This is a genomic window from Pseudomonas sp. Irchel 3H3 (assembly GCF_900187635.1).
In the GTDB taxonomy this organism is placed as follows: domain Bacteria; phylum Pseudomonadota; class Gammaproteobacteria; order Pseudomonadales; family Pseudomonadaceae; genus Aquipseudomonas.
Genome location: NZ_FYEC01000011.1, coordinates 1 through 23,504, shown reverse-complemented (window position 1 = coordinate 23,504; position 23,504 = coordinate 1). Strand labels below are relative to the sequence as shown.

16 protein-coding genes are annotated in these 23,504 nt (G+C 63.1%); 6 read left to right on the top strand and 10 right to left on the bottom strand.

The window, feature by feature from the left end:
* Positions 1–12: 12 nt before the first annotated feature.
* From CKW24_RS14025 to CKW24_RS13980, 10 genes are all read right to left on the bottom strand, one after another.
* Entirely contained in the window at positions 13–1,041 is a 1,029-nt protein-coding gene (locus CKW24_RS14025) for an HAD family phosphatase (protein WP_095168782.1), read from the bottom strand.
* Positions 1,038–2,369, bottom strand: coding sequence for a BatD family protein (locus CKW24_RS14020; protein ID WP_095168781.1), 1,332 nt, complete (start codon positions 2,367–2,369; stop codon positions 1,038–1,040). The genes CKW24_RS14025 and CKW24_RS14020 overlap by 4 nt, the downstream gene beginning before the upstream one ends.
* On the bottom strand, positions 2,366–3,943 hold the full coding sequence (locus CKW24_RS14015; RefSeq protein ID WP_095168780.1) for a VWA domain-containing protein: 1,578 nt from the start codon (positions 3,941–3,943) through the stop codon (positions 2,366–2,368). Before CKW24_RS14015 ends, CKW24_RS14020 begins: the two co-directional genes overlap by 4 nt.
* Before the next feature lies 1 nt (position 3,944).
* Positions 3,945–4,937, bottom strand: coding sequence for a VWA domain-containing protein (locus CKW24_RS14010; protein ID WP_095168779.1), 993 nt, complete (start codon positions 4,935–4,937; stop codon positions 3,945–3,947).
* Positions 4,924–5,526 (bottom strand): DUF4381 domain-containing protein, encoded by a 603-nt coding sequence (locus CKW24_RS14005; RefSeq protein WP_095168778.1) that lies wholly within the window; start codon positions 5,524–5,526, stop codon positions 4,924–4,926. Before CKW24_RS14005 ends, CKW24_RS14010 begins: the two co-directional genes overlap by 14 nt.
* Positions 5,523–6,464: a DUF58 domain-containing protein gene (locus CKW24_RS14000; RefSeq protein WP_095168777.1), complete on the bottom strand. Its 942-nt coding sequence runs from the start codon at positions 6,462–6,464 to the stop codon at positions 5,523–5,525. The genes CKW24_RS14005 and CKW24_RS14000 overlap by 4 nt, the downstream gene beginning before the upstream one ends.
* A 10-nt stretch (positions 6,465–6,474) precedes the next feature.
* A complete protein-coding gene (locus tag CKW24_RS13995) occupies positions 6,475–7,455 on the bottom strand; it encodes a MoxR family ATPase (RefSeq protein ID WP_095168776.1) in 981 nt (326 codons plus the stop codon).
* A 159-nt stretch (positions 7,456–7,614) separates the two neighbouring features.
* The gene (locus CKW24_RS13990) at positions 7,615–8,520 is read right to left on the bottom strand and encodes a transporter (RefSeq protein ID WP_095168775.1); all 906 of its coding nucleotides are present in this window, start codon (positions 8,518–8,520) and stop codon (positions 7,615–7,617) included.
* Between the two features lie 43 nt (positions 8,521–8,563).
* Positions 8,564–9,967, bottom strand: coding sequence for a DUF1254 domain-containing protein (locus tag CKW24_RS13985; RefSeq protein WP_095168774.1), 1,404 nt, complete (start codon positions 9,965–9,967; stop codon positions 8,564–8,566).
* A gap of 24 nt (positions 9,968–9,991) precedes the next feature.
* Positions 9,992–10,783, bottom strand: a complete 792-nt coding sequence (locus CKW24_RS13980) for a hypothetical protein (protein ID WP_095168773.1) — start codon at positions 10,781–10,783, stop codon at positions 9,992–9,994.
* 472 nt (positions 10,784–11,255) lie between these two features.
* Between CKW24_RS13980 and tpx the strand changes: the two genes are divergently transcribed.
* From tpx to CKW24_RS13950, 6 genes are all read left to right on the top strand, one after another.
* Positions 11,256–11,756: a thiol peroxidase gene (tpx, locus tag CKW24_RS13975; protein ID WP_095168772.1), complete on the top strand. Its 501-nt coding sequence runs from the start codon at positions 11,256–11,258 to the stop codon at positions 11,754–11,756.
* Between the two features lie 176 nt (positions 11,757–11,932).
* Positions 11,933–13,249, top strand: a complete 1,317-nt coding sequence (locus CKW24_RS13970) for an MdtA/MuxA family multidrug efflux RND transporter periplasmic adaptor subunit (protein ID WP_095168771.1) — start codon at positions 11,933–11,935, stop codon at positions 13,247–13,249.
* On the top strand, positions 13,246–16,350 hold the full coding sequence (locus CKW24_RS13965; RefSeq protein WP_095168770.1) for an MdtB/MuxB family multidrug efflux RND transporter permease subunit: 3,105 nt from the start codon (positions 13,246–13,248) through the stop codon (positions 16,348–16,350). The genes CKW24_RS13970 and CKW24_RS13965 overlap by 4 nt, the downstream gene beginning before the upstream one ends.
* A complete protein-coding gene (locus CKW24_RS13960) occupies positions 16,347–19,454 on the top strand; it encodes an efflux RND transporter permease subunit (RefSeq protein WP_095168769.1) in 3,108 nt (1,035 codons plus the stop codon). The genes CKW24_RS13965 and CKW24_RS13960 overlap by 4 nt, the downstream gene beginning before the upstream one ends.
* Positions 19,451–20,944: an efflux transporter outer membrane subunit gene (locus CKW24_RS13955; protein ID WP_095168768.1), complete on the top strand. Its 1,494-nt coding sequence runs from the start codon at positions 19,451–19,453 to the stop codon at positions 20,942–20,944. The genes CKW24_RS13960 and CKW24_RS13955 overlap by 4 nt, the downstream gene beginning before the upstream one ends.
* A gap of 161 nt (positions 20,945–21,105) precedes the next feature.
* Complete coding sequence (locus CKW24_RS13950; RefSeq protein WP_095168767.1) at positions 21,106–23,181, top strand: bifunctional diguanylate cyclase/phosphodiesterase; 2,076 nt, start codon at positions 21,106–21,108, stop codon at positions 23,179–23,181.
* Positions 23,182–23,504: the final 323 nt, after the last annotated feature.

Below are 23,504 nucleotides of genomic sequence, written 5' to 3'. Positions count from 1 at the left end.
TGCCTACGTCTTTTACTTCTTTTGCTCAGTTGTGCCGGTGTCGAACGGATAGATCCGGTTCCATTCGGTGCTCATGTCGACGACACTCCAGCCGCGTTTGTTGGCTTCATCCAGGGCCTTGTCCAGGCGACCGATGTTCGACTGCCGGTCGTAGGCCCATTCACGCTTTGCATCGGTATGGTGGACCAGGCCCATGAACCTTTTACCGGGGCCGGCAGCCGTCCACTGGAGCATTTGCAGGTCACCGTCGGAGTTGCCGAAGGCGAGAATCGGCTGGCGCCCGATGACCTGCTGGATGCTTTCCGGTTTACCCGGGCCATCGTCGTTGTGGGCCAGCTTGGGCAGGCGCAGGATCGAAGCGTCGTTGCCATTGAGCTGGAACTGCGTGGCAAAGGTGGTGCCGATCACTTGCTCCGGTGGAATGCCGTAGACCTGCTCGGCGAAGGCACGCATGAACTCGACTTCACCGCCGGACACGATGTAAGTCTTGAAGTCCTGGCTGCGCAGGTAGTCGAGCATCTCCAGCATCGGCTGGAAAATCATCTCGGTGTAGGGCTTGCCGGTCTTCGGATGGCGGGCCTGGCTCAGCCAGGTCTTGGCGTTATCCATGAAGGCGGCGGTGGTGATCCCGGTATGGGTCGCGCCGATGATCTTCATCAGGCCATCCATGCCGCTGGCGGCCAGGGCCTGGTGGTCGTTCTCGAGGACCGCCTTGAACGGCTGCTCGGTTTTCCATTGCGGATGCTGGGGCGCCATGCGCTTGACTTCCTCCAGGGCGAACAGCACCTGGAAGTACATCGGCTGTTCGCTCCACAGCGTACCGTCGTTGTCGAATACGGCGATGCGCTCGGCCGGCTTGACGTAGTCCTTGGAGCCTTCGGTGGTCACGGCCTGGACAAATTCGATGATGCTTTTTTTCGACGGGCCATCGTTCCAGGAGGGCAGCGGCTCGGCCGCCACTGCCAGGAGCGGCAGGCTCAGGGCCAGGCTCAGCAGGAGCTTGAAGGCGTGACGTTGGCGGGGGGCAGCGTGGTTCGTCATGAAAAGTCCTTATCGTGACTGGGGTTCAAGGGGCGCAAGGCCGATGAGTGCGTCGCGTTGGCAGTTACCGCCTGATCATGCAGCGTAGCCAAGGATTGCTTGAATTGCGGCAATGCCTGGTTTTCCGCCGGCTGGCGCCCATACCGCCCACGCAACAGCGCCTGCACGTTGTTGCCCAGGCCGCCGATCCCCAGGCCCAGGCGGTTGCGCCGGGCCCAGAGGTACAGCGCGCTCAAATGCGGCGGCTGGCCGTCGAGTTGTTCGGGGATCTGCTTCCAGGCGTAGTCGGCAGAAGCCAGTCGGGCTGCATGGCGTGCGTTGCGACGCGCTTGGAGGGCGCGCCGGGCCCGCAGGCACCAGGGCTGCAACAGGTAGCTGGCGGTGGCCAGTATTGCCAGCAGCGCTACCAGCACCAGCCAGTGCCGCGAGAGGTGGAAGCGGCCCTGTTGCCCCAGTTGCTTGAGGTCCTGGGTAATCGAAAACACCGGCCGATAGCTGGCGTTGGCCGCGGCTTCGAAGGTCACTGCCGGAACTTCGGCGCTACGTGCCTGTTGAGTGCTGGTGTCCCACCAGTGCATCTGGATGGCCGGCAGGCTGTAGTGTCCCGGGCGTTGCACCTGATAGGCGACACTGTCGATGCGCTGGCCGCCGCTGATGTGGCCGCGGCCATCGTCGAGGTTGCTGACTTGCGCAGTCTTGGGGTAGCGCTTGAGGCCGTCGACCTCGCCCAGGGGCGGCGCTGGCAGGGCCATCGCCAATGCACCGTCGGCCTGCAGGGTCAGTTGGCGGGTGAGGGTGTCGCCGACCTTGAGTGTCGGCGATGACTGCTGGAGTACCTGGGTCAAGCGCACGCCCTGGGCCACCAACACCGCTTCGCCGGGCTTGAACCCGGGAGGCTGCTGGGCGATGAAGTGCAGGGGTTGGCTTTGCGCGCTCAGTGGCTGGCTGGCCTGGCCGGGCGTGGCCTGTACGGTCAATGCCGGGATGTCGAAGCCCTGGGCCTGGTTCGGGGTGATCAGGTACAGGTAGCGCATGCCGAAGAAGGTTTTACCCTCCAGGGTCTGCGTGGTGTGCTGGGCTTCGCCGTTGGGCGGCCTCACCAACGCGCCCGGCAGCTTCAGCTCCGGCAGGGTCGGGGCGCTGGTGAACCAGCTGTCGGTCAGCACATCGATCTGCAATTGCACGACGCCGCCCACCATCACCGCAGCGCCAGGCTGCAGTTGGGCCTGCACCCGCAGTTCGGGTTCAGCCGCCAGCACACGGCCGGTCAACAGGCACAGCAGCAGGGCGCCGCTGGCGGTGAAACACTTCGCGAGTCTGCTGCTCATGGCTTGCCCGCCTGATCCTGGAGGCTGAACTTTTGCTTGAGGAACTTGGCCGGCGAGGTGGTCAGGTTCTGCAGCCACAGCTCATCGGAAGTCGCCTGCTGGGTCTCTAGCGATTTGCTCTGGCCCTTGCCCTTGGGCTTGTCGTATTTGACTTCGTCGGGCTTGACCTCCGGGGTGTTCTGCTGCGCGCTGTCGGTGTCTTTTTCCAGGGCGATGGCCAGCGCCAGGTTGGCCGTCGCCTCGGGGAACTGTGGCTGTAGCTTCAATGCCTGGGTGTAGGCGGCAATCGCCTGGTCGAACTTGAAGCGCCGCACATAGATGTTGCCCAGGTAGAAGTACGCCTGGGGCGTGTCGAGACGGGCGAAACTGGCCAGTGCCAGGTCATAGTCGGCGGCGTTGTAGGCGGCGATTCCCTTCCAGTACAGGTCCTGGAACAACTGGGCGGCAGCGGGAAAGTGCTGGTGCTCGAAGGCCCAGCGGCCTTGCTGGTCGCGGGTGAAAAACGCGTCGGTGAGGGCGTTGGCCTGGCTCTCTGGCGCCTGCAGACCCAAGCCCAGGCCCAGCAGAAGTGCCGCCGCCCAGTTCAGGCTCCAGCCCCGGCGCACGCTGAAAAAGGCCAGCAGCAACAGCGGCCAGCACAACCAGTAGCCGGCGTCTTTCCAGTGCAGTTCACGCTGTTCGGCGCTGGCATTCTGGAAATGTTGCTGGGCATGCAACTCGATCCAGTCCAGGTCGTCGTCGTTGAGGGTCAGGCTGCCCAACGGGGCATCGGTGGCGTCGGCCAGTTGCTTGAGGGCGGCCTGATCGAAACTGCCCAGGGTCGGGCGGCCATTGCTGTCGGTGCGGGGCTGGCCGTTGGCGTCGGTGATGATCCCGCCATCGCTACTGCCCACGGCCAGCACCAGCACCTGCAACTGACTGTTGTCCAGCAGCTTGTCGAGATTGCCCAGTTGGCTGGTGTCGGCGCCGTCGGTGATCAGCAGTAGGGTGCCTGGGGCTTTTTCCGCCACCAGCAAGCGCTTGGCCTGTTCGATCACGCCGGCGACATCCTTGCCCGGTTTGTTCAGCAACTCGCTGCCCAGCGCCTGGATGAAGCTGTCGAGCAGCGCCGGGTCATCGGTCGGTGGGAGCACCAGGTGGGCGCTGCCGGCGTAGGCAATCAGCCCGGTGCGTGCGCCGCTGCGGCGCTGGACCAGGTCATGCAGCTTGTGTTTGGCCGCTTCCAGGCGAGTCGGCTGGACATCGCTGGCGTCCATCGAGGGCGACAGGTCGAGGGCGATGATCAGCGGCGCGCGGTTTTCCAGGAAGTCCGGGCGATCGCGCTCCCAGGTCGGGCCGGCTGCGGCGATGGCACCCAGCACCAAGGTGGCGCAGACCAGATGGACCGGGCGCAGGCGATGGCTGTCCTCGGGGGTGATCAGCAGGTGCGGCAGCAGATGCGGGGCAATGTTGCTGCCCAGGCGTCGCCGCAGGTCGCGGCTGCGGCGCCAGAGCAGCGGCAGCAGGGCGCCGAACAGTGCCAGCAAGAGCCAGAGCGGGCGCAGCAAGTGCAAGTCGCTGAGGTTGATCTCCATCTCAAGCCTCCTGGCGCGATGGGGCGCTGCGCAGGCGAGGCCAGAGCAGGGCGAGCAGGTGATAGACGGCCAGCAGCGCGATGGCAGCCCCCAGGGGAATCCAGAACAGGTCGCGCTTGGGCTGGTGACTGAAGTGCTGCACCTGATGGGGAGTGATCTGGTCGAGGGTGCTGTAGACCTGATCCAGGGCTTGGCGGTCTTCGGCGCGGAAGAACCGCCCGCCGGTGGCCGTGGCGATCTGCTGCAGGCCTTGCAGGTTGACCTTGGCTTCGCCGTCGGCGTTGGGGTCGCCGATGCCGATGGTGTGAATCACCACGCCCTTGGCCGCGGCCATGCTGGCGGCGTGGTCCGGGGTGATCGCACTGCTGGTGTCATTGCCATCGGTCAGCAGGATCAGGACTTTTTCCTGTTCGTGGGCTTGGTCGAGCATCTTCAACGCCAGGCCAATGGCGTCGCCGATCGCGGTATTGGGCCCGGCCATGCCGATGCCGGTGTCATCGAGCAACAGCGCCAGGCTGGCATGGTCCAGGGTCAGCGGTGCTTGCGGGTAGGCGCCGCTGCCGAACACGATCAGCCCCAGGCGGTCGTCCTTGCGGCGATCGATGAAGCCGTGGACCACTTCCTTGACGGCTGCCAGGCGATCGATTTTCCGGCCATTGGCATCGCTGTAGTCGGTGGTTTCCATGGACTGGGAAATGTCGATGGCGAGCATCAGGTCGCGCACCGGTTGCTGGCGTTCGATAGGTTTTTCCACCAGCACCGGGCGCGCCACGGCCACCACCAGCAACGTCCAGACCAGCAGGTTCAGGGCCAGTTGCCAGCGATTGCTGCGGCTGCCGGTCTGGCTCGGCGCCTGGCCGACGGCGCGGCTCATGGCGGCGAAAAACGGCACCCGCACGGCACTGCGCGCTTCGCGGTAGTCGGGCAGGAAGCGATAACCCAGCCAGCAGAGCGGGAGCAGCAGCAACAACCAGGGGTAATCAAGCTGCCACATGATGATGCTCCACCCAGTGTTTGCAGGTGCTGAACAGCTGAATTCGCTGCGCTGCCGGCAACGCCAGCAGGACTGTATCCGGGGCGTAGGCCAGCGTTGCCAGTTGCTGGCTGAAATCGGCGGGTAACGGCTGCGCGCTGTGTCGCACCAGAAATGCTTGCCAATCCTCACCGCCCAGAGCCGCAACCTGTAGGAGCGAGCTTGCTCGCGAAGGCGCCCGACTATTCACCCTGGATGTCGACTGAGCGGCCGCTTTCGCGAGCAAGCTCGCTCCCACATTAGTATTTGCATTGCAGTCGTTGGAGCCCCGGGAAGGCATCGACAGCGCCACGCGCTTGAGCAGCTCCGGCAATTCGCGCAGGGCGGCCAATGGGTCACTGCTGCGTTGCAGTTCCGCCAGCCGTGCCAGGGCTTCACGTCGATAGCGGTCCCGGCGCCATAACCAGTAGCGCCGGCCGGCCCACGCCAGCAATCCCACCAGCAGCAGGCCGAGCAGTAGCCACCAACCCCAGGTTTGCGGCAGATAGCTGACCGGCGCTGGCAGGCCCAATTCAGTGAGTTGCTCGATGCTGGGGACGTGCGCAGTCATGGCCGACCTCCGAGCTTGCCCAGTTCGGCGCGCAATTGTTCATGGGCTGCCTGGGCGGTGCTGAACATCATCAAGGGCACCTGGCTGCGGCGCAGCAGGCTGGCGACATCCTTGAGCCGGCCGCTGAGGAAGTCCCCCAGGGGCTGATGGACCTGCCGCTGGGCCACCGCCAGTTCCACCTGCAATTGACCCTGGGTCACCAGCAGGTGGCCGTTTTTTGGCAGATTCAGTGCCAGTGGGTCATAGACCTGCATGGCGATCACATCGTTGTGGGCGCTGAGCTGGCGCATCAGTTGCAGGGTGCGCGGACCGGCGCCGGCAAAGTCACTGATGATGCAGATCAGGTGATCGTGTCCGGCCACGGCCAGGCAGTGCTGCAAGACCTTGTCCAGTTGGTCCTCGCCTTCGCGATCGGGGTTGTGGGCGCTGAGTTCCTGGTTCTGCTGGGCGATGCGATTGCACAGCGCCTCGACCCGTTTGCGGCTGCGCAACGGGCCAATGCTGTCGATCCGCTGATCGTTGAACACCAGACCGCCGACCCGGTCGCCGGCATTGAAGACCATCCAGGCCGCCAGCGCGCCGAGCTCGGCGGCCAGGGCCGACTTGAAGCTGCGCTGGGAGCCAAAGAACATCGACATGCGCTGGTCGACCAGGATCAGCGCCGGACGATCACGCTCCTCAGTGAAGGTGCGCACTACCGGTTTGCCGGTCCGCAGGGAGGCGCGCCAGTCCAGGTGCCGCAGGTCATCGCCGGGCTGGTAGCGGCGCAGTTCATCGAAATTCAGGCCACGCCCGCGCAGACGCGAGGCGTGGTTGCCCGCCAGGATGCTGCCCTGGGGCTGGCGCGCGAGGAAACTCAAGTCGGCGGCCTGGTACTGCAGCGCCATCAATTGCGCCAGCGACACGTACACCAGGCCATCCAGTTCCTGAGTGTTCATGGGCATCACCTCAAGCCGGGACCGCGACTTTGTCGAGCAGGCGGTCGAGCACCTGATCGGCCGTCACGCCATCGGCCACGGCGTCGTAGCTCAATTGCAGGCGATGGCGCAGCACCGGATGGACCACGGCGCGCACATTGTCCGGGGTGACGAAGTCCTGTCCTTGCAGCCAGGCATCCGCGCGCGCGCAGCGATCCAGGCCAATGCCGCCGCGCGGGCTGGCGCCGATGGCGATCCAGCGGCCGAGGTCGGCGTCGTAGTCGGCCGGGTGGCGGGTGGCATTGATCAAATCGATCAGGTAGCGATCGATGGCCGGCGCCACACTGACCGCGCTGACTTCACGACGCGCAGCAAAGATCACCTCCTGGCTCAGGGCAAATCCTGCTGGCGCCGCAGTCTTGGCGCCCTGGGCCTGCTCTTCTTCACGCAGCAGGCGCAGGACCTGGCTTTCGTTGTCCGCACTCGGGTAATCCAGCAGGACCTTCATCAGGAACCGGTCCATCTGCGCTTCTGGCAGCGGGTAGGTGCCTTCCTGCTCGATCGGGTTCTGGGTCGCGACCACGATAAACAACTCAGGCAGCACGTGGCTGTTGCCGGCTACGGTGATCTGGCGTTCTTCCATGGCTTCGAGCAGCGCCGCCTGGACCTTGGCCGGGGCCCGGTTGATCTCGTCCGCCAGGATCAGGTTGCCGAACAACGGGCCTGGCTGGAACTGGATCTGGTTCTGCCCGTCGACCTGGTGCAGCACCTCGGCGCCGGTGATGTCGGAGGGCAGCAGGTCAGGGGTGAACTGGATCCGGCTCATCTTCGCATCCAGGTGCTTGGCCAGCGCCTTGACGGTGCGGGTCTTGGCCAGTCCAGGCAAGCTTTCGAGCAGCAGGTGGCCGTTGGCCAAGAGACCGAGCATGATCTGGCGGATGACCTGATCCTGGCCAAGTACCGCTTCGGCAATGCTGGCTTGCAGGGCGTTGATGTCATTAAGCGCTGTCATGGGACGGTCCTTTGCGTAGACGGGTTAAAACATGAACGTTGGCATAACCGGGATAAACGATAGACCCAAGTTTCAACTACCACTAATAAGATCATCCCGGTGAATGGCCAAAGACTGGACCCGGACGTATCCTTGAAGATCCCATCGCTCAGCTCTCTCTTACCAGGCGTACTGAAGACGCAGGGTCCAGGTGTTGACGTCCGGCGAACCGCTGCGTTCGGCGACGGTGTCGGAATAGGCGATCAGGCCGCCGAACTGCGGCGAGAGCATGAAACCCAGGCTGGCGCCGAGGATGCCGTTCTCTTGCTTGTTGTCCTGCCAGTCACCGTTGATCCGGGTTTCGCCGCCGCGGTTGTAGGTGGCATCCAGCGATGCCCACAGCGCACGGTTGAAGGTGTAGCTGTAGTGTCCTTCAATGGCGTACAGGGCCTTTTGTTCGAGCGTGCCGTCGCCGTGGTAGTCATCGTTGTCGCCGTACAGCGAGACGTAGGTGTTGAGCTCCAGCCAGGTCGGGCCGATTGGTGTGCCAAAGGCAATTTCCGGCTTGAAGGCCCAGCGGTTGGCGCCGATGTTGATCACCCGGTTCTTGTCATAGTCGCCCGTGGGGGCGGTGACCCAGAGTGCGCCGGTGAGGAAGGTTTCCGGGGTCCAGTTGGCAAACTCCTCCTGGGTCAGCGCCGGGCCGCCGAAGAGGTTGTGCACCAGCACTACCTGGGTGTCGGCCATGCCGCCGTTGCGCTTGGTGCCCTTGAAGAACTCGGCGTTGTCGAACGAGGCGGAGATGTCGGCGTAAGGCTGCAGGACCTGGATCGCGCTGTTGCGCCCGTCAATGGCGAACGAGCGGGCAAATCGGGCGATGTACAGGTCGGCATTGACCGACAGGCCGTCTAGCGGCAACGCGGTGTCGATCGGGGTGTTGCTGTCGATCCGGTTGTAATAGCCGAAGACCATGTTCAGGTCGGTCGGCAGGTTCTGCCAGTCCCGGGCGTTGTCGGCAGCGGCGAGAACAGGTGTCAACGCCAGGGTGAAGACGCCCAAGCGACCCAGTTTGGAGGTAAAACCCATCGGTGTGCTCCTTGCAGAAGGTAATTCGGCTGGGCCGGCTTGATCAGTTGATCGGTGTCAGTGCTGGCTGTTTCCACTGGCCATTGGCGACTTCGGGCTTGGGCAGGTACAAGCGCAATACCGCAAAGAACGGACCGTGGGGGGCTGGCAACCAGTTGCTGCGCTGCTCCTTGAGGGGCACCGAGTGCTGCACGTACAGGGTCAAGCCACCATCGGCATCGCGCTTGAGGTTGGGCAGCATGCGTGAATTGATCAGGTAGCGTTGCTGGTGGTTGGCTACCAGCAGCTTGCTCTTGCCGTCGTACAGGGTCAGCGACCAGAAGGCATCCGCCGGCGGCAGTTGGTCCTTGGCAAAGTGCAGGGTGTAGCTGTGCTTGGCGCCGTTGGCCGGTTTGCCGCTGCTGTCGACGAAGTAACCGATATACGCCGCTTCATCGGCGGAGTTGCCGAAGATGCCCATGTTGGCGCCCGCGTAGCGGTACAGGTAGTTGTTGTTCAGGTGATCACGGGTGCCGAAGAAGTCGCCGCTGATGACCTGGTGGGTGTCCACCTGGTCTTTCTTGAAGGTGGCGAACTCGGCCTTGGCGTCACTGATGCCATCGTCCAGGGCCTTGCGTTGTTCGACACTGAGGGCCTTGAGGTCGAACGGCTGGCCGGCAACGACGCCGATCCTGGCGAAACGCGCGAGCAGGTCTTTCTCGGAGTCCTGGGCCGGGGCGAAGGCCAGCATGAAATTCAGGTAGCGGAACAGCTCCGGGCTGTCGGTCATGCTGGCGGTCGGTTTCGGCCAACTGATCTTCGCCGGGGTCGCCGGTGCCGGTTGCTTGAGGTATTGGCTCAGGGTCTGAACCTTGTAGTTACCCTGGATTTTCCGGACCTTTTCCAGGTCTTTGTCATCGAACAGTTGGGTGCGATAGAGGGCGTAGGCGATGTTGCTTTCGCTGCGCACCACGCGATCGATGTTGACCGGTTGCTGGCCTTTCCAATCCGGCCCGACCACCATGAAGTGTCCGCCTTTGTTACCGGTGCTGCGGGTGCCCAGGTACGCGAAGTTGTGCGTGAAGAGGTCGATCAGTTGCACCGAGTAGTAACGCTCCTCGGCTATCTGCGGCAAAGTCAGGACCAGCGGTTCGGCGCGCAGGTCCATCCACACGAAGGAGTAGGGGGTGTCCGAGTTGGGGGTGACGAACGCAGTGTCCTTGGGCGTGAACACCTTGGCGGTGTTGCCGATACGGTTGAACGGTGCCTTGAAATTCGCCCCTGTCTTGTCCACGGCCTGGGTGTACAGGGTCTTGTACATCTCCACCACCGGGAAGCCGTAGAGGTAGGCCTCCTTGGCGATCCCGCGGGCCTCTTCGGGGCTGGCCGTGAAATCGGCCCAGGCGCTGGCGCAGAGCAGCAGCGAGACGCCAGCGAGCAACAGACGGGTCGGTTTTGCAAAAGTCATGGCACTGTCCTGTGGGTCGCGCGGTTATTTGCCGAAGGTCACGTTGATGCCGGCAAACAGCGTGAACTGCGGCAGGCCATCACCCTTGCGCTCGACCGTCCATTGCGGTTCAACGAAGGCGTTGATGATGTTGCTGCCGGATTTCCAGGCCTTGCCCGCACCAAAACCGATGGGGATGTAATGGGTGTTGTTCTTCAGGTCGAAGGTCCAGGTGCCCGTGGAGCGCAGGTACCAGCCTTTTTCCAGGTTGTGCATGAGAAAAGGCTGCAAGGTGGCGGTTTCGACGTGTGCCCGGTCGTGGTCACCAGCGAACGAGCTTTGATACTGCACCAGTGCGCCCAGCAGGCCACGGGGCGTCGCATCGATGGCCACGGCGGCCAGGCCAGCCTGCCATTTGCCGGTGCCCAACTCATCCTGTTCGGCGGTCGGCGCGGTGATCTGCGGGCCGATGCCCAACTGCACGCCTTCGGTCTTGAGCAGGAAAATGTCGAACAGGTTCAGATCACCGATGCCGGTGCTGTAGCCACTGTGTGGATCGGGGCGGGTGCTGATGGGCAGGGTCGCGCGCAGCAACTGCGGGACTGCGATGAAGTCATTGGCGGCCATCGGCAAGGTGCCGCGCAACAAGGCATCGTTGGTGTGGGCGTTGCTGTCGAAGAGTTGCGGGGTGTAGTAGTCCTGAAGGTTGGCGCCGGGCGCCAGGCTCAGCGGGTTGTTGCTCTTGTTGGCGGTCTCGGCGTTGTCGGCCAGCGCACCAGCAGCAGGCAGCAGTGTGACGGCCAGCAGCAGGACGCTGCTTGAAATTCCCTTTGACATCGTTCCTTCATATCCCTGTTGGCTCGACCATCGCGTCAGGGCTTGATGGTCGATTGCTTTGTAGTATTTATTCTGGAGAGCCGTAGGACGCGTCAGGCTTGGTTAGCATTAAACACGGTAACGACCGCTCGTCGTCATTAAATATTTCGATATGTGTCGCAGTTCTCCTAAATTTTTCCAAGGAAATTCATTGGATTCATTGGATTAAGCGGGGAATGTGCGGTGAAGCCTCAACAGCTGAAGTCGAGTCTTGGGCGTTGACGATCCGTGAGGTCTGCAGCTGGCATTTCAGGGATGAAATGTTCAAAGCGGCCGCAGTTCGCGCCAGTTCCAGGGGTGTGTTTCGCGGTCATTGCGATGAATTGTCTGACAGCTTGCTGGGGTAGGCTCACTGGCACATTCGTGGTTAACTTTGGCTCCTCGCAACACCAGACGATTGTTCATAACCACTGCATTAATAAGGATACTGTTCATGGCTCAAGTCACTCTCAAAGGCAACCCAGTCCAGGTCAACGGCCAACTGCCACAAGCCGGTGCCAAGGCACCAGCCTTTTCCCTGGTTGCCGGCAATCTGTCGGACGTGACCCTGGCGGACTTCGCCGGCAAACGTAAAGTGCTGAACATTTTCCCAAGCGTCGACACCCCGACCTGCGCGACCTCCGTACGCACCTTCAACGCCCAGGCCAATGACGTGGCCAACACCGTGGTGCTGTGCATCTCGGCTGACCTGCCGTTCGCCCAGGCCCGCTTCTGCGGCGCCGAAGGCCTGGAAAACGTGCAGAACCTGTCCACCCTGCGGGGTGCCGAGTTCATCGAAAACTACGGCGTAGCGATTGCCGACGGCCCACTCAAAGGCCTGACTGCCCGTGCCGTGGTGGTGCTGGACGAAAACGACAACGTGCTGCACAGCGAGCTGGTGAAAGAAATCGCCGAAGAGCCTAACTACGCAGCAGCGTTGGCCGTTCTCAAGTAATAGGCTTTACAATTATTCACGGCCTGGCTCTGTCCAGGCCGTTTTCATTTGTGCTTCAGTAATTTAGCAAACACTCGCAAAAGTCAGCTGAAGGTAAATTGCCGGTAAAGGCGCTTTGCTAAAAGGCCTCTAGTGCTTATCTTTCAGCCTCCCGTATAAAGATGCCCACGCGCCCAATGGTTAATCACTCCATGCAATCCTCCGCTTCCCGTAATTCTCGTCGCTGGCTGTTCGGCCTGCTGGTCCTGCTGCTGGTTGGCGGCCTGTGCTGGAAATTCTGGCCCAGCAGCTCCGCCAGCAAGGATGCCCCGGCATCCAAGGCGGCGGCCGGCCATACCGGCAGGGCAGGTGGCATGCGCCCGGGTTTCGGTGGCGCGGCGGGGGCGGTTCCGGTGCGGGTGGCTCCAGCGGTACTCGGCGATTTCCCGCTGTACTACAAGGCCCTGGGCACTGTTACCGCGCTCAACACTATCAATGTGCGCAGTCGGGTCGGCGGCGAACTGGTGAAGATCGCCTTCGAAGAAGGGCAGATGGTCAAGGCCGGCGACCTGCTCGCCGAGATCGATCCGCGCCCGTACCAGAACGCCTTGCTCCAGGCCGAAGGGACCCTGCTGCAGAACCAGGCTCAATTGAAAAACGCCCTGGTGGACCTGGAACGCTACCGCGGCCTGTACGCCGAGGACAGCATCGCCAAGCAGACCCTGGATACCGCCGCCGCGCTGGTGGGCCAGTACCAGGGGACGGTCAAGACCAATCAGGCGGCGGTCAACGACGCCAAGCTCAACCTTGAATTCACCCGCATCCGCGCGCCGATTACCGGGCGTGTCGGCCTGCGCCAGCTGGACGTCGGCAACCTGGTGGCGGCCAACGACACCACGGCCCTGGCGATCATCACCCAGACCCAACCGATCAGCGTGGCCTTCACCTTGCCGGAGAACAGCCTCGACGTCGTGCTGGCCCGCTACCGCTCCGGGGCCAAGCTGCCGGTCGAGGCCTGGGACCGTGGCGACACCCAGTTGCAAGCCACCGGCGTACTGCAGAGCCTGGACAACCAGATCGACACCACCACCGGCACTTTGAAATTCAAGGCGCGCTACGACAACCGTGACCAGGCGCTGTTTCCCAATCAGTTCGTCAACGTGCGTTTGCTCGCTGACACCCTCAAGGGGGTGATCCTGGCGCCCTCGGCGGCAATTCAGTTCGGCACCAACGGCACGTTTGTCTACGCCCTGGATGGCGACAGGAAAGTCACCATTCGCCCACTGAAAATCGGCGCCACCGACGGCGACAACACCGTGATCAAGGAAGGCCTCAAGCCAGGTGACCGGGTGGTGCTGGAAGGCACCGATCGCCTGAAAGAGGGCAGCGAGGTGGAGGTGGTCAACGACAGCAACCAGGTCCCGGCCGCGCCGGCCGACAACCTCCACAGCCAGGCGAGCGATGCCGCGCCTGCACCAGAGGCCAATGGCAAGGCGCATAAGGGCGGCGCATGAACATCTCCCGCCTGTTCATCCTGCGTCCGGTCGCGACTACCCTGAGCATGCTGGCCATCGTTCTGGCCGGCCTGATCGCCTATCGCCTGCTGCCGGTCTCGGCACTGCCCCAGGTGGACTATCCGACCATCCGGGTCATGACCCTGTACCCCGGCGCCAGTCCGGACGTAATGACCAGTGCGGTCACCGCGCCCCTGGAGCGGCAGTTCGGGCAAATGCCCGGGCTGACCCAGATGGCCTCGACCAGCTCCGGCGGCGCTTCGGTGCTGACCCTGCGCTTCAACCTCGACATCAACATGGACGTCGCCGAGCAACAGGTGCAGGCCGCGATCAACGCCGCCAGCAACCTGCTGCCCAACGATTTGCCGGCACCGCCGGTGTACAACAAGGTCAACCCGGCGGACACCCCAGTGCTGACCCTGGCGATCACCTCCAAAACCATGCTGCTGCCCAAACTCAACGACCTGGTCGATACGCGCATGGCGCAGAAAATCGCCCAGATCAGCGGCGTCGGCATGGTCAGCATCGCCGGCGGACAACGCCAGGCGGTGCGGATCAAGGTCAACCCCGAGGCCCTGGCGGCCAACGGCCTGAACCTGTCGGATGTGCGCACCCTGATTGCCGCTTCCAACGTCAACCAGCCCAAGGGCAACTTCGACGGCCCGACCCGGGTGTCGATGCTCGACGCCAACGACCAGTTGACCTCGCCCAAGGACTACGCCGAACTGATCCTTGCCTACAACAATGGCGCGCCATTGCGGCTCAAGGATGTCGCGCAGATCGTCGATGGCGCCGAGAACGAGCGCCTCGCGGCCTGGGCCAACGAAAACCAGGCGGTGCTGCTCAATATCCAGCGCCAGCCGGGGGCCAACGTGATCGAGGTGGTTGACCGAATCAAGGCGCTGCTGCCGAGCATCACCGACAATCTGCCAGCCGGGCTGGATGTCACGGTGCTGACCGACCGCACCCAGACCATCCGCGCCTCGGTCACCGACGTGCAGCACGAATTGCTGATCGCCATCGCCCTGGTGGTGATGGTGACCTTCCTGTTCCTGCGCCGCGTCAGCGCCACCATCATCCCTTCGATTGCCGTGCCGCTGTCGTTGATCGGCACCTTCGGGGTGATGTACCTGGCCGGTTTTTCGGTCAACAACCTGACCCTGATGGCCCTGACCATCGCCACGGGGTTTGTGGTCGACGATGCGATCGTCATGCTGGAGAATATTTCGCGCTACATCGAGGAGGGCGACAGCCCGCTGCAGGCGGCACTCAAGGGCGCGAAGCAGATCGGTTTCACCTTGATTTCCCTGACCTTGTCGCTGATCGCGGTGCTGATTCCGCTGCTGTTCATGGCCGACGTGGTCGGGCGGCTGTTCCGCGAGTTCGCCATCACCCTGGCGGTGGCGATCCTGATTTCCCTGGTGGTGTCCCTGACCCTGACGCCGATGATGTGTGCACGCTTGCTCAAGCCTGAGCCCAAGCCTGAAGAGCAGGGCCGTTTCTACCGTGCCAGCGGCGCGTGCATCGACTGGATGATCGCCGCCTACGGACGCAAGTTGCAGTGGGTGCTCAAGCACCAGCCACTGACCCTGATGGTGGCCATCGGTACCCTGGCTCTCACTGTGTTCCTCTACATGATCGTGCCCAAGGGCTTCTTTCCGGTGCAGGACACCGGGGTGATCCAGGGGATTTCCGAAGCGCCGCAGTCCATCTCCTTCGCCGCCATGAGCCAGCGCCAGCAGGAACTGGCCAAGATCATCCTGCAAGACCCGGCGGTGCAAAGCCTGTCGTCCTATATAGGCGTGGACGGCGACAACGCCACGCTCAACAGCGGCCGCCTGCTGATCAACCTCAAGCCGCACAAGGACCGCGACCTCAGCGCAGCCCAGGTGATCACCCGCTTGCAGCCACAACTGGACAAGCTGGTGGGCATTCGCCTGTTCATGCAGCCGGTGCAGGACCTGACCATCGAAGACCGGGTCAGTCGCACCCAGTACCAGTTCAGCATGTCGTCACCGGATGCCGAGTTGCTCAGCCTGTGGAGCGGCCGCCTGGTCGAAGCCCTGGGCCACCAGCCGGAGCTGACCGACGTCGCCAGTGACCTGCAGGACAAGGGCCTGCAGGTGTACCTGGTAATCGACCGCGACGCGGCTTCGCGCATCGGCGTGTCGGTGGCCAACATCACCGATGCCCTGTACGACGCCTTCGGCCAGCGGCAGATCTCGACCATCTACACCCAGGCCAGCCAGTACCGCGTGGTGCTGCAGGCCAAGGATGGCGAGAAGATCGGCCCGCAGGCGCTGGAGCAGATCCACGTCAAGACCACCGACGGCGGCCAGGTTCGATTGTCCAGCCTGGCGCGCATCGAGGAACGCCAGGCCCAACTGTCGATCGCCCATATCGGCCAGTTCCCGGCGGTGATGATGTCGTTCAACCTGGCGCCCGGCGTGGCATTGGGGCAGGCGGTGGAGCTGATCGAGCAGGTACAAAAGGACATCGGCATGCCACTGGGCGTGCAGAGCCAGTTCCAGGGTGCGGCCCAGGCATTCCAGGCCTCGTTGTCGAGTACCTTGCTGCTGATCCTGGCGGCCGTGGTGACCATGTACATCGTGCTTGGCGTGCTCTACGAGAGTTACATCCACCCGATCACGATTCTGTCGACCTTGCCCTCGGCGGCAGTCGGGGCCTTGCTGGCGTTGCTCTTGAGTGGCAATGACCTGGGGATGATCGCGATCATCGGCATCATCCTGCTGATCGGTATCGTCAAGAAAAACGCGATCATGATGATCGATTTTGCCCTCGAGGCCGAGCGCAACCAGGGCATGGACCCGGCGACGGCGATCTATCAGGCGGCGCTGCTGCGCTTCCGGCCGATCCTGATGACCACCCTTGCAGCGCTGTTCGGTGCGGTGCCGCTGATGCTGGCCACCGGTTCCGGCGCGGAGCTGCGCCAGCCCCTGGGCCTGGTGATGGTCGGCGGGCTGTTGGTCAGCCAGGTGCTGACGCTGTTCACTACGCCGGTGATCTACCTGTACTTCGACCGCCTTGGCCGGCGCTGGCGGCCCGCGCCTGAGCGCCTGGAGTCGGTAGAACAGCCATGAACCTGTCCGGACCTTTCATCAAGCGCCCGGTCGCGACCATGCTGCTGAGCCTGGCGATCATGCTCCTGGGCGGCGTCAGCTTCGGCCTGTTGCCGGTATCGCCACTGCCGCAAATGGACTTCCCGGTGATCGTGGTCCAGGCCAGCCTGCCGGGTGCCAGCCCCGAGGTGATGGCCTCCACCGTGGCCACCCCGCTGGAGCGCTCCTTCGGCGCCATCGCCGGGGTCAACACCATGAGCAGCCGCTCCAGCCAGGGCTCGACGCGGGTGATCCTGCAATTTGACCTGGACCGCGACATCAATGGCGCGGCGCGGGAAGTGCAGGCGGCAATCAACGCCTCGCGCAATCTGTTGCCCAGCGGCATGCGCAGCATGCCCACCTACAAGAAGGTCAACCCGTCCCAGGCGCCGATCATGGTGCTGTCGCTGACCTCGGACGTGCTGGAAAAAGGCCAGCTGTATGACCTGGCCTCGACCATCCTCTCGCAAAGCCTGTCCCAGGTGCCGGGCGTGGGCGAAGTGCAGATCGGCGGCAGCTCCTTGCCGGCGGTGCGCATCGAGCTCGAGCCGCAGTTGCTCAACCAGTACGGCGTGGCCCTGGATGACGTGCGCAACACCATTGCCAACGCCAACGTGCGCCGGCCCAAAGGCTCGATCGAAGACGATCAGCGGATGTGGCAGGTGCAGGCCAACGACCAGTTGGAGAAGGCCAAGGACTACGAACCACTGATCATCCGCTACCAGAACGGCTCGGCGTTGCGCCTCAGTGACGTGGCCAAGGTCAGCGACGGCGTCGAGGACCGCTACAACAGCGGCTTCTTCAACGACGACTCGGCAGTGCTGCTGGTGATCAACCGCCAGGCCGGCGCCAACATCATCGAGACGGTCGACGAGATCAAGGCGCAATTGCCGGCCTTGCAGGCGGTGCTGCCGGCCAGCGTCAAGCTGAACCTGGCGATGGACCGTTCGCCGGTGATCAAAGCCACCCTGCACGAAGCGGAAATGACCCTGCTGATTGCCGTGGGGCTGGTGATCCTGGTGGTGTTCCTGTTCCTCGGCAACTTCCGCGCCTCGCTGATCCCGACGCTGGCGGTCCCGGTGTCGCTGGTCGGCACCTTTGCGGTGATGTACCTCTATGGTTTTTCCCTGAACAACCTGTCGCTGATGGCGTTGATCCTGGCCACCGGGCTGGTGGTGGACGATGCCATCGTGGTGCTGGAGAACATTTCCCGGCACATCGACGATGGCATCGCCCCAATGAAAGCGGCGTACCTGGGGGCCCAGGAAGTCGGCTTCACCCTGTTGTCGATGAACGTCTCGCTGGTGGCGGTGTTCCTCTCGATCCTGTTCATGGGCGGGATTATCGAGAGCCTGTTCCGCGAATTCTCCATCACCCTGGCCGCCTCGATCGTGGTCTCGCTGGTGGTGTCCTTGACCCTGACCCCGATGCTCTGCGCCCGCTGGTTGAAACCCCATACCCCAGGCCAGGAAAACCGCCTGCAGCGCGGCAGCCGCAAGGCCAACGACTGGATGGTCAAGTACTACGCCAGCAGCCTGGACTGGGTACTGCGCCATCCGCGGCTGACCCTGTTCAGCCTGTTCATCACTATCGGCGTCAACGTGGCGCTGTACGTGGTGGTACCCAAGACCTTCCTGCCACAGCAGGACACCGGCCAACTGATCGGCTTTGTGCGCGGTGACGATGGGCTGTCGTTCAGCGTGATGCAGCCGAAAATGGAGATCTTCCGCCGCGCGGTGCTCAAGGACGATGCGGTGGAAAGCGTCGCTGGGTTCATCGGCGGCAGCAACGGTACCAACAACGCCTTCATGCTGGTGCGCCTCAAGCCGATCAAGGAACGTAACCTGTCGGCGCAGAAAGTCATCGAGCGCCTGCGCAAGGAAATGCCCAAGGTGCCCGGCGCGCAACTGATGCTGATGGCCGACCAGGACCTGCAGTTTGGCGGTGGCCGCGAGCAGCAGTCGTCGCAATACAGCTACATCCTGCAAAGCGGTGACCTGTCGGCGCTGCGTGAGTGGTACCCGAAAGTGGTGACGGCGCTCAAGGCCCTGCCGGAGCTCACCGCCATCGACGCCCGCGAGGGCAGTGGTGCGGCGCAAGTGACACTGGTGGTCGACCGGGACCAGGCCAAGCGCCTGGGCATCGACATGGCCATGGTCACCTCGGTGCTCAACAACGCCTACAGCCAGCGGCAGATCTCCACCATCTACGACAGCCTCAACCAGTACCAGGTGGTGATGGAGGTCAATCCCAAATATGCCCAGGACCCGATCACCCTCAACCAGGTGCAAGTGATCACCTCGACCGGCGCGCGGATTCCGCTGTCGGCCATTGCCCACTACGAAAACAGCCTGGAAAACGACCGCGTCAGCCACGAAGGGCAGTTTGCTTCCGAGAGCATCGCCTTTGACATGGCTGAAGGCGTGACGGTGGAGCAGGGCGGGGCCGCGATCGAGCGGGCGATCGCCAAGCTCGGCCTGCCAGAGGAAGTGATCGCCAAGATGGCCGGCACCGCCGACGCCTTTGCCGCGACCCAGAAGAGCCAGCCGTGGATGATCCTCGGCGCCTTGCTGGCGGTCTACCTGGTGCTTGGGGTGCTGTATGAAAGCTACGTGCACCCGCTGACCATTCTCTCCACGCTACCGTCCGCCGGGGTCGGCGCCTTGCTGTCGATCTATGTGCTGGGCGGCGAGTTCAGCCTGATCTCATTGCTGGGATTGTTCCTGCTGATCGGCGTGGTGAAGAAAAACGCCATCCTGATGATCGACCTGGCGCTGCAACTCGAGCGCCATCAGGGCCTGGCGCCGCTGGAATCGATTCGTAGCGCCTGCCTGTTGCGCTTGCGCCCGATCCTGATGACCACCCTGGCCGCCATCCTCGGCGCCTTGCCCTTGCTGCTCGGCAGTGCCGAGGGCGCGGAAATGCGCCAGCCGCTGGGCCTGACCATCATTGGCGGGCTGATTTTCAGCCAGGTGCTGACGCTCTACACCACCCCGGTGGTCTACCTCTATCTCGACCGTTTGCGCCACCGGGTCAACCGCTGGCGTGGGGTTCGTACCGATGCTGCTCTGGAAACCGCGCTATGACTGACCGTTACCCACTCAATCGCGACTGCCTGTCGCCCCAGCGCCTGGTGACGGCCCGTGGCTCGCGATTGCTGAGCCTTTCCCTCAGCGCCCTGATGCTCAGTGCCTGCGCCGTCGGCCCGGACTATCAGCGCCCCAGCGTCGCAGAACCGGCCCAGTACAAGCAGGCACAGGGCTGGCGTCAGGCTAATCCGAGCGATTCCCTGGCCCGTGGCGCCTGGTGGGAGCTGTATGGCGATCAGCAGCTCAATGGCCTGGTGGAAAAACTCAACAGCTCCAACCAGACCGTCGCCCAGGCCGAGGCCCAGTACCGTCAGGCCCAGGCCCTGGTCGCCAGCGCGCGGGGCGCGTTCTATCCCACGATTGACCTGAGCGCCGGGAAAACCCGCTCCAGCCAGGGCACGGGGAGCAGCAGTTCATCCTTGAGCAGTTCCAGCAGTGGCATCCGCAACACCTACAACACGCAGTTGGGGGTGAGTTGGGAAGCGGATGTCTGGGGCAAGCTGCGCCGCGGCCTGGAGGCCAACGAGGCCAGCGCCGAGGCGAGCTTTGCGGACCTGGCGGCCATGCGCCTGAGCCAGCAATCGGAGCTGGTACAGAATTACCTGCAACTGCGGGTCATCGATCAGCAACGGCGCCTGCTGCAGGCCACCGTGGAAAACTACCAGCGCTCGCTGAAAATGACCGAAAACCAGTACCGCGCCGGGGTGTCTGGCAAGGACGCGGTGTCCCAGGCCCAGACCCAGCTCAAAAGCACCCAGGCCGACATGATCGACCTGATCTGGCAGCGCGCGCAGTTCGAGAACGCCATTGCGGTGTTGATGGGCCAGGCGCCCGTCGAATTCACCCTGGCCGAAACCCAGGACATCCCGGACTTGCCCGAAGTGCCGATGGGCCTGCCTTCGCAATTGCTCGAACGGCGTCCGGATATTGCCTCGGCCGAGCGCTCGGTGATTGCTGCCAACGCCAATATCGGCGTGGCCAAGGCCGCCTACTACCCGGACCTGACCCTGAGCCTGTCCGGTGGTTACAGCAGCAGTACCTCGACCGACCTGATCAGCTTGCCCAACCGTTTCTGGTCGGTGGGGCCGCAGCTCAACCTGCCACTGTTCGATGGCGGCCAGCGTTCGGCGGAAGTCGATCGCAACGAGGCGCTGTATGACCAGACCGTGGCCAAGTACCGGCAGACCGTCCTCGACGGGTTTCGCGAGGTAGAAAACTACCTGGTCCAGCTCAGGGTCCTGGGCGACGAAGCCGTGGTGCGCCAGCAGGCGCTGGATGCCGCCCGGGAGTCGTTGCGCCTGATCCAGAACCAGTACAAGGCCGGCTTGATCGCCTACCTCGACGTGGTGGTGGTGCAGGCCACGGCCTTGAGCAACGAGCGCAGTGTGCTGACCTTGCAGCAGAGCCGACTGATCGCCAGCGTGCAGTTGATTGCGGCGTTGGGCGGCGGTTGGGACGGGCAATTGATACCCGCTGAAAGCCAATGACCTAGGCTCCGTAAGGGCTTGTCGAGCTTGTTACAGTCTTTCTGTCGCGCTGGTGGCCTTTTGATTACTTTGCAGGTGCTTTCGCCCTTGGAATCAGTACAATCGGCAACTTTCGCCCAGGGTGCACGGACGCTTCAGCCAGGGCATAGTCGAGAAGTCTGATGCTCATCGGTAACTATTCCCCTGCGCTGGTCCTGATTTCGCTCTGCGTGGCTGTTTTGGCGTCCTACACCGCCCTCGACATGACCGGGCGTATCGCTACGGCCAAGGGTCGGGCTGCTCGCCTGTGGACCGTCGGCGGTGCACTGGCCATGGGCGTCGGAGTCTGGTCCATGCACTTTATCGGCATGCTGGCCTTCAGTTTGCCGATCGACCTGGGCTATGACTTCGGCATCACGGCCTTGTCGCTGCTGATCGCCATTCTCTCCTGCGGTTTTGCCCTGTGGCTGGTCAGCCAACCCCAGTTACCTGCCTGGCAGTTGGGGTTTGGTGCCTTGATCATGGGGACGGGCATCAGCGCCATGCACTACACGGGCATGGCAGCCATGCGCATGACCCCTGGCATCGACTATGACCCGAGTCTGTTCGGCGCCTCCCTGTTGATTGCGGTGGGGGCCTCTGCCGCAGCGCTGTGGATCGCCTTCCGCCTGCGCCAGAACACGCCCTATGTGCGCTTCGCCCGTGGTGGGGCGGCGGTGATCATGGGCCTGGCCATTGTCGGCATGCATTACACCGGGATGGCTGCGGCACGCTTTGCCGATGGCAGCTTCTGCGGTGCGGCGGTCGATGGTTTGAGCGGCAAGGGCCTGGACAATCTGGTGCTGGTGACCACGTTGGCGGTGCTGAGCATTGCCTTGCTGACTTCGATTCTCGACGCGCGCCTTGAGGCGCGCACCTCGGAGTTGGCCAATTCCCTGACCCTGGCCAACCGCGAACTGACCCAACTGGCGCTGCATGACACCCTGACCGGGCTGCCCAACCGGGTGTTGCTGGCCGACCGCATCGACCAGGCCATGCTCATGGTGCAGGAACAAAGCGGTTGTTTTGCCCTGATGTTCATCGACCTGGACGGCTTTAAACCGGTCAACGATGCCTTCGGGCATCACATGGGCGATCAGTTGCTGCGTGAGGTCAGCGTGCGCCTGCGCGAGGACTTGCGTAGCCAGGACACCCTGGCGCGGATCGGCGGTGACGAGTTCGTGTTGCTGGTGCAACTGCACGAGCCGGACGATGCGCTGCGCCTGGCAGCGCGCCAGGTGGGCCTGCTTTCCCGGGTGTTCCGGGTCGGTGAGCACGATCTGCAGATCTCGGCCAGCATCGGCATTGCGGTCTATCCCGGCAACGGCCACACCGCGCAAGAGCTGTTGATGAACGCCGACGCGGCGATGTACCACGCCAAGGGTACTGGCAAGAACGGCTATCGCTTCTTCGATGTGTCGATGAACAACAACGCGCGGCGCCAGTTGCAGTTGCTGCAGGACCTGCGCAACGCGCTCGAACAGGATCAGTTCCGCTTGTATTACCAGCCCAAGTTCGATGCCAGCAACGGTCATCCGGTGGGGGCCGAAGCGCTGTTGCGCTGGGAGCACCCGACCCAGGGCATGCTGCTGCCGGACAAGTTCATCGAGCTGGCGGAAAAAACCGGCTTGATCATCCCGATTGGCGATTGGGTGCTTAATGAAGCCTGCCGGCAGATGCGCCTCTGGCATCTGCAGGGCTACACCAACTGGCGCATCGCGGTGAACCTCTCGGCGCTGCAGTTCTGTCACACCGAGTTGGTCCACAGCGTCGCCAAGGCCCTGGCTACCCACGGCCTGCCTGCCAACAGCCTGACCCTGGAAATCACCGAAACCACGGCCATGAGCGACGCGGACGCGAGCATGACGGTGCTCAATCAGCTATCGGAAATGGGTGTCGACCTGTCCATTGATGACTTTGGCACCGGTTACTCGAGCCTGATGTACCTCAAGCGCCTGCCCGCCAACGAGCTGAAAATCGATCGCGGCTTCGTGCGCGACCTGGAGCGCGACAGCGATGACGCCGCGATCGTCTCGGCCATCGTTGCCTTGGGCCAGGCATTGGGGCTGCGGATCGTTGCCGAGGGCGTGGAAACCGACATGCAGCAGGATTTCCTGACCCAGTTGGGCTGCGATTCGCTGCAAGGCTACCTGCTGGGCCACCCGTTGCCGGCGGAACGCTTCATGCGCGACATTCTTCGGGCGGAGCAGGTGGTGTAGGAGCAAGGCTTGCCCGCGATGGGCATAGGTTTCTACACAGCTGTGGTGCGACGTTGCACCTGTGGGCCTCTGGGGTGTTGGATTAGACCGCGTACATATCCATTTCTGCGGTAACGACCACCTATGGTTCCGCTTTTACAGCGGCTCACTTTTGAACAGCGCAAAAGTAAGCAAAACGCTTTTGCCCCACCACTTGGTGCCTCGCTTAGGCTCGGCATGCCCGTACTCCGACATTGATTTGGGGGGCCGCCGCAATGGGCCCTCCCTGGCCCAGTGCGGCTAAACCGGCGTCCTGCCGGTTTACCCCCCAAATCAATATCGAA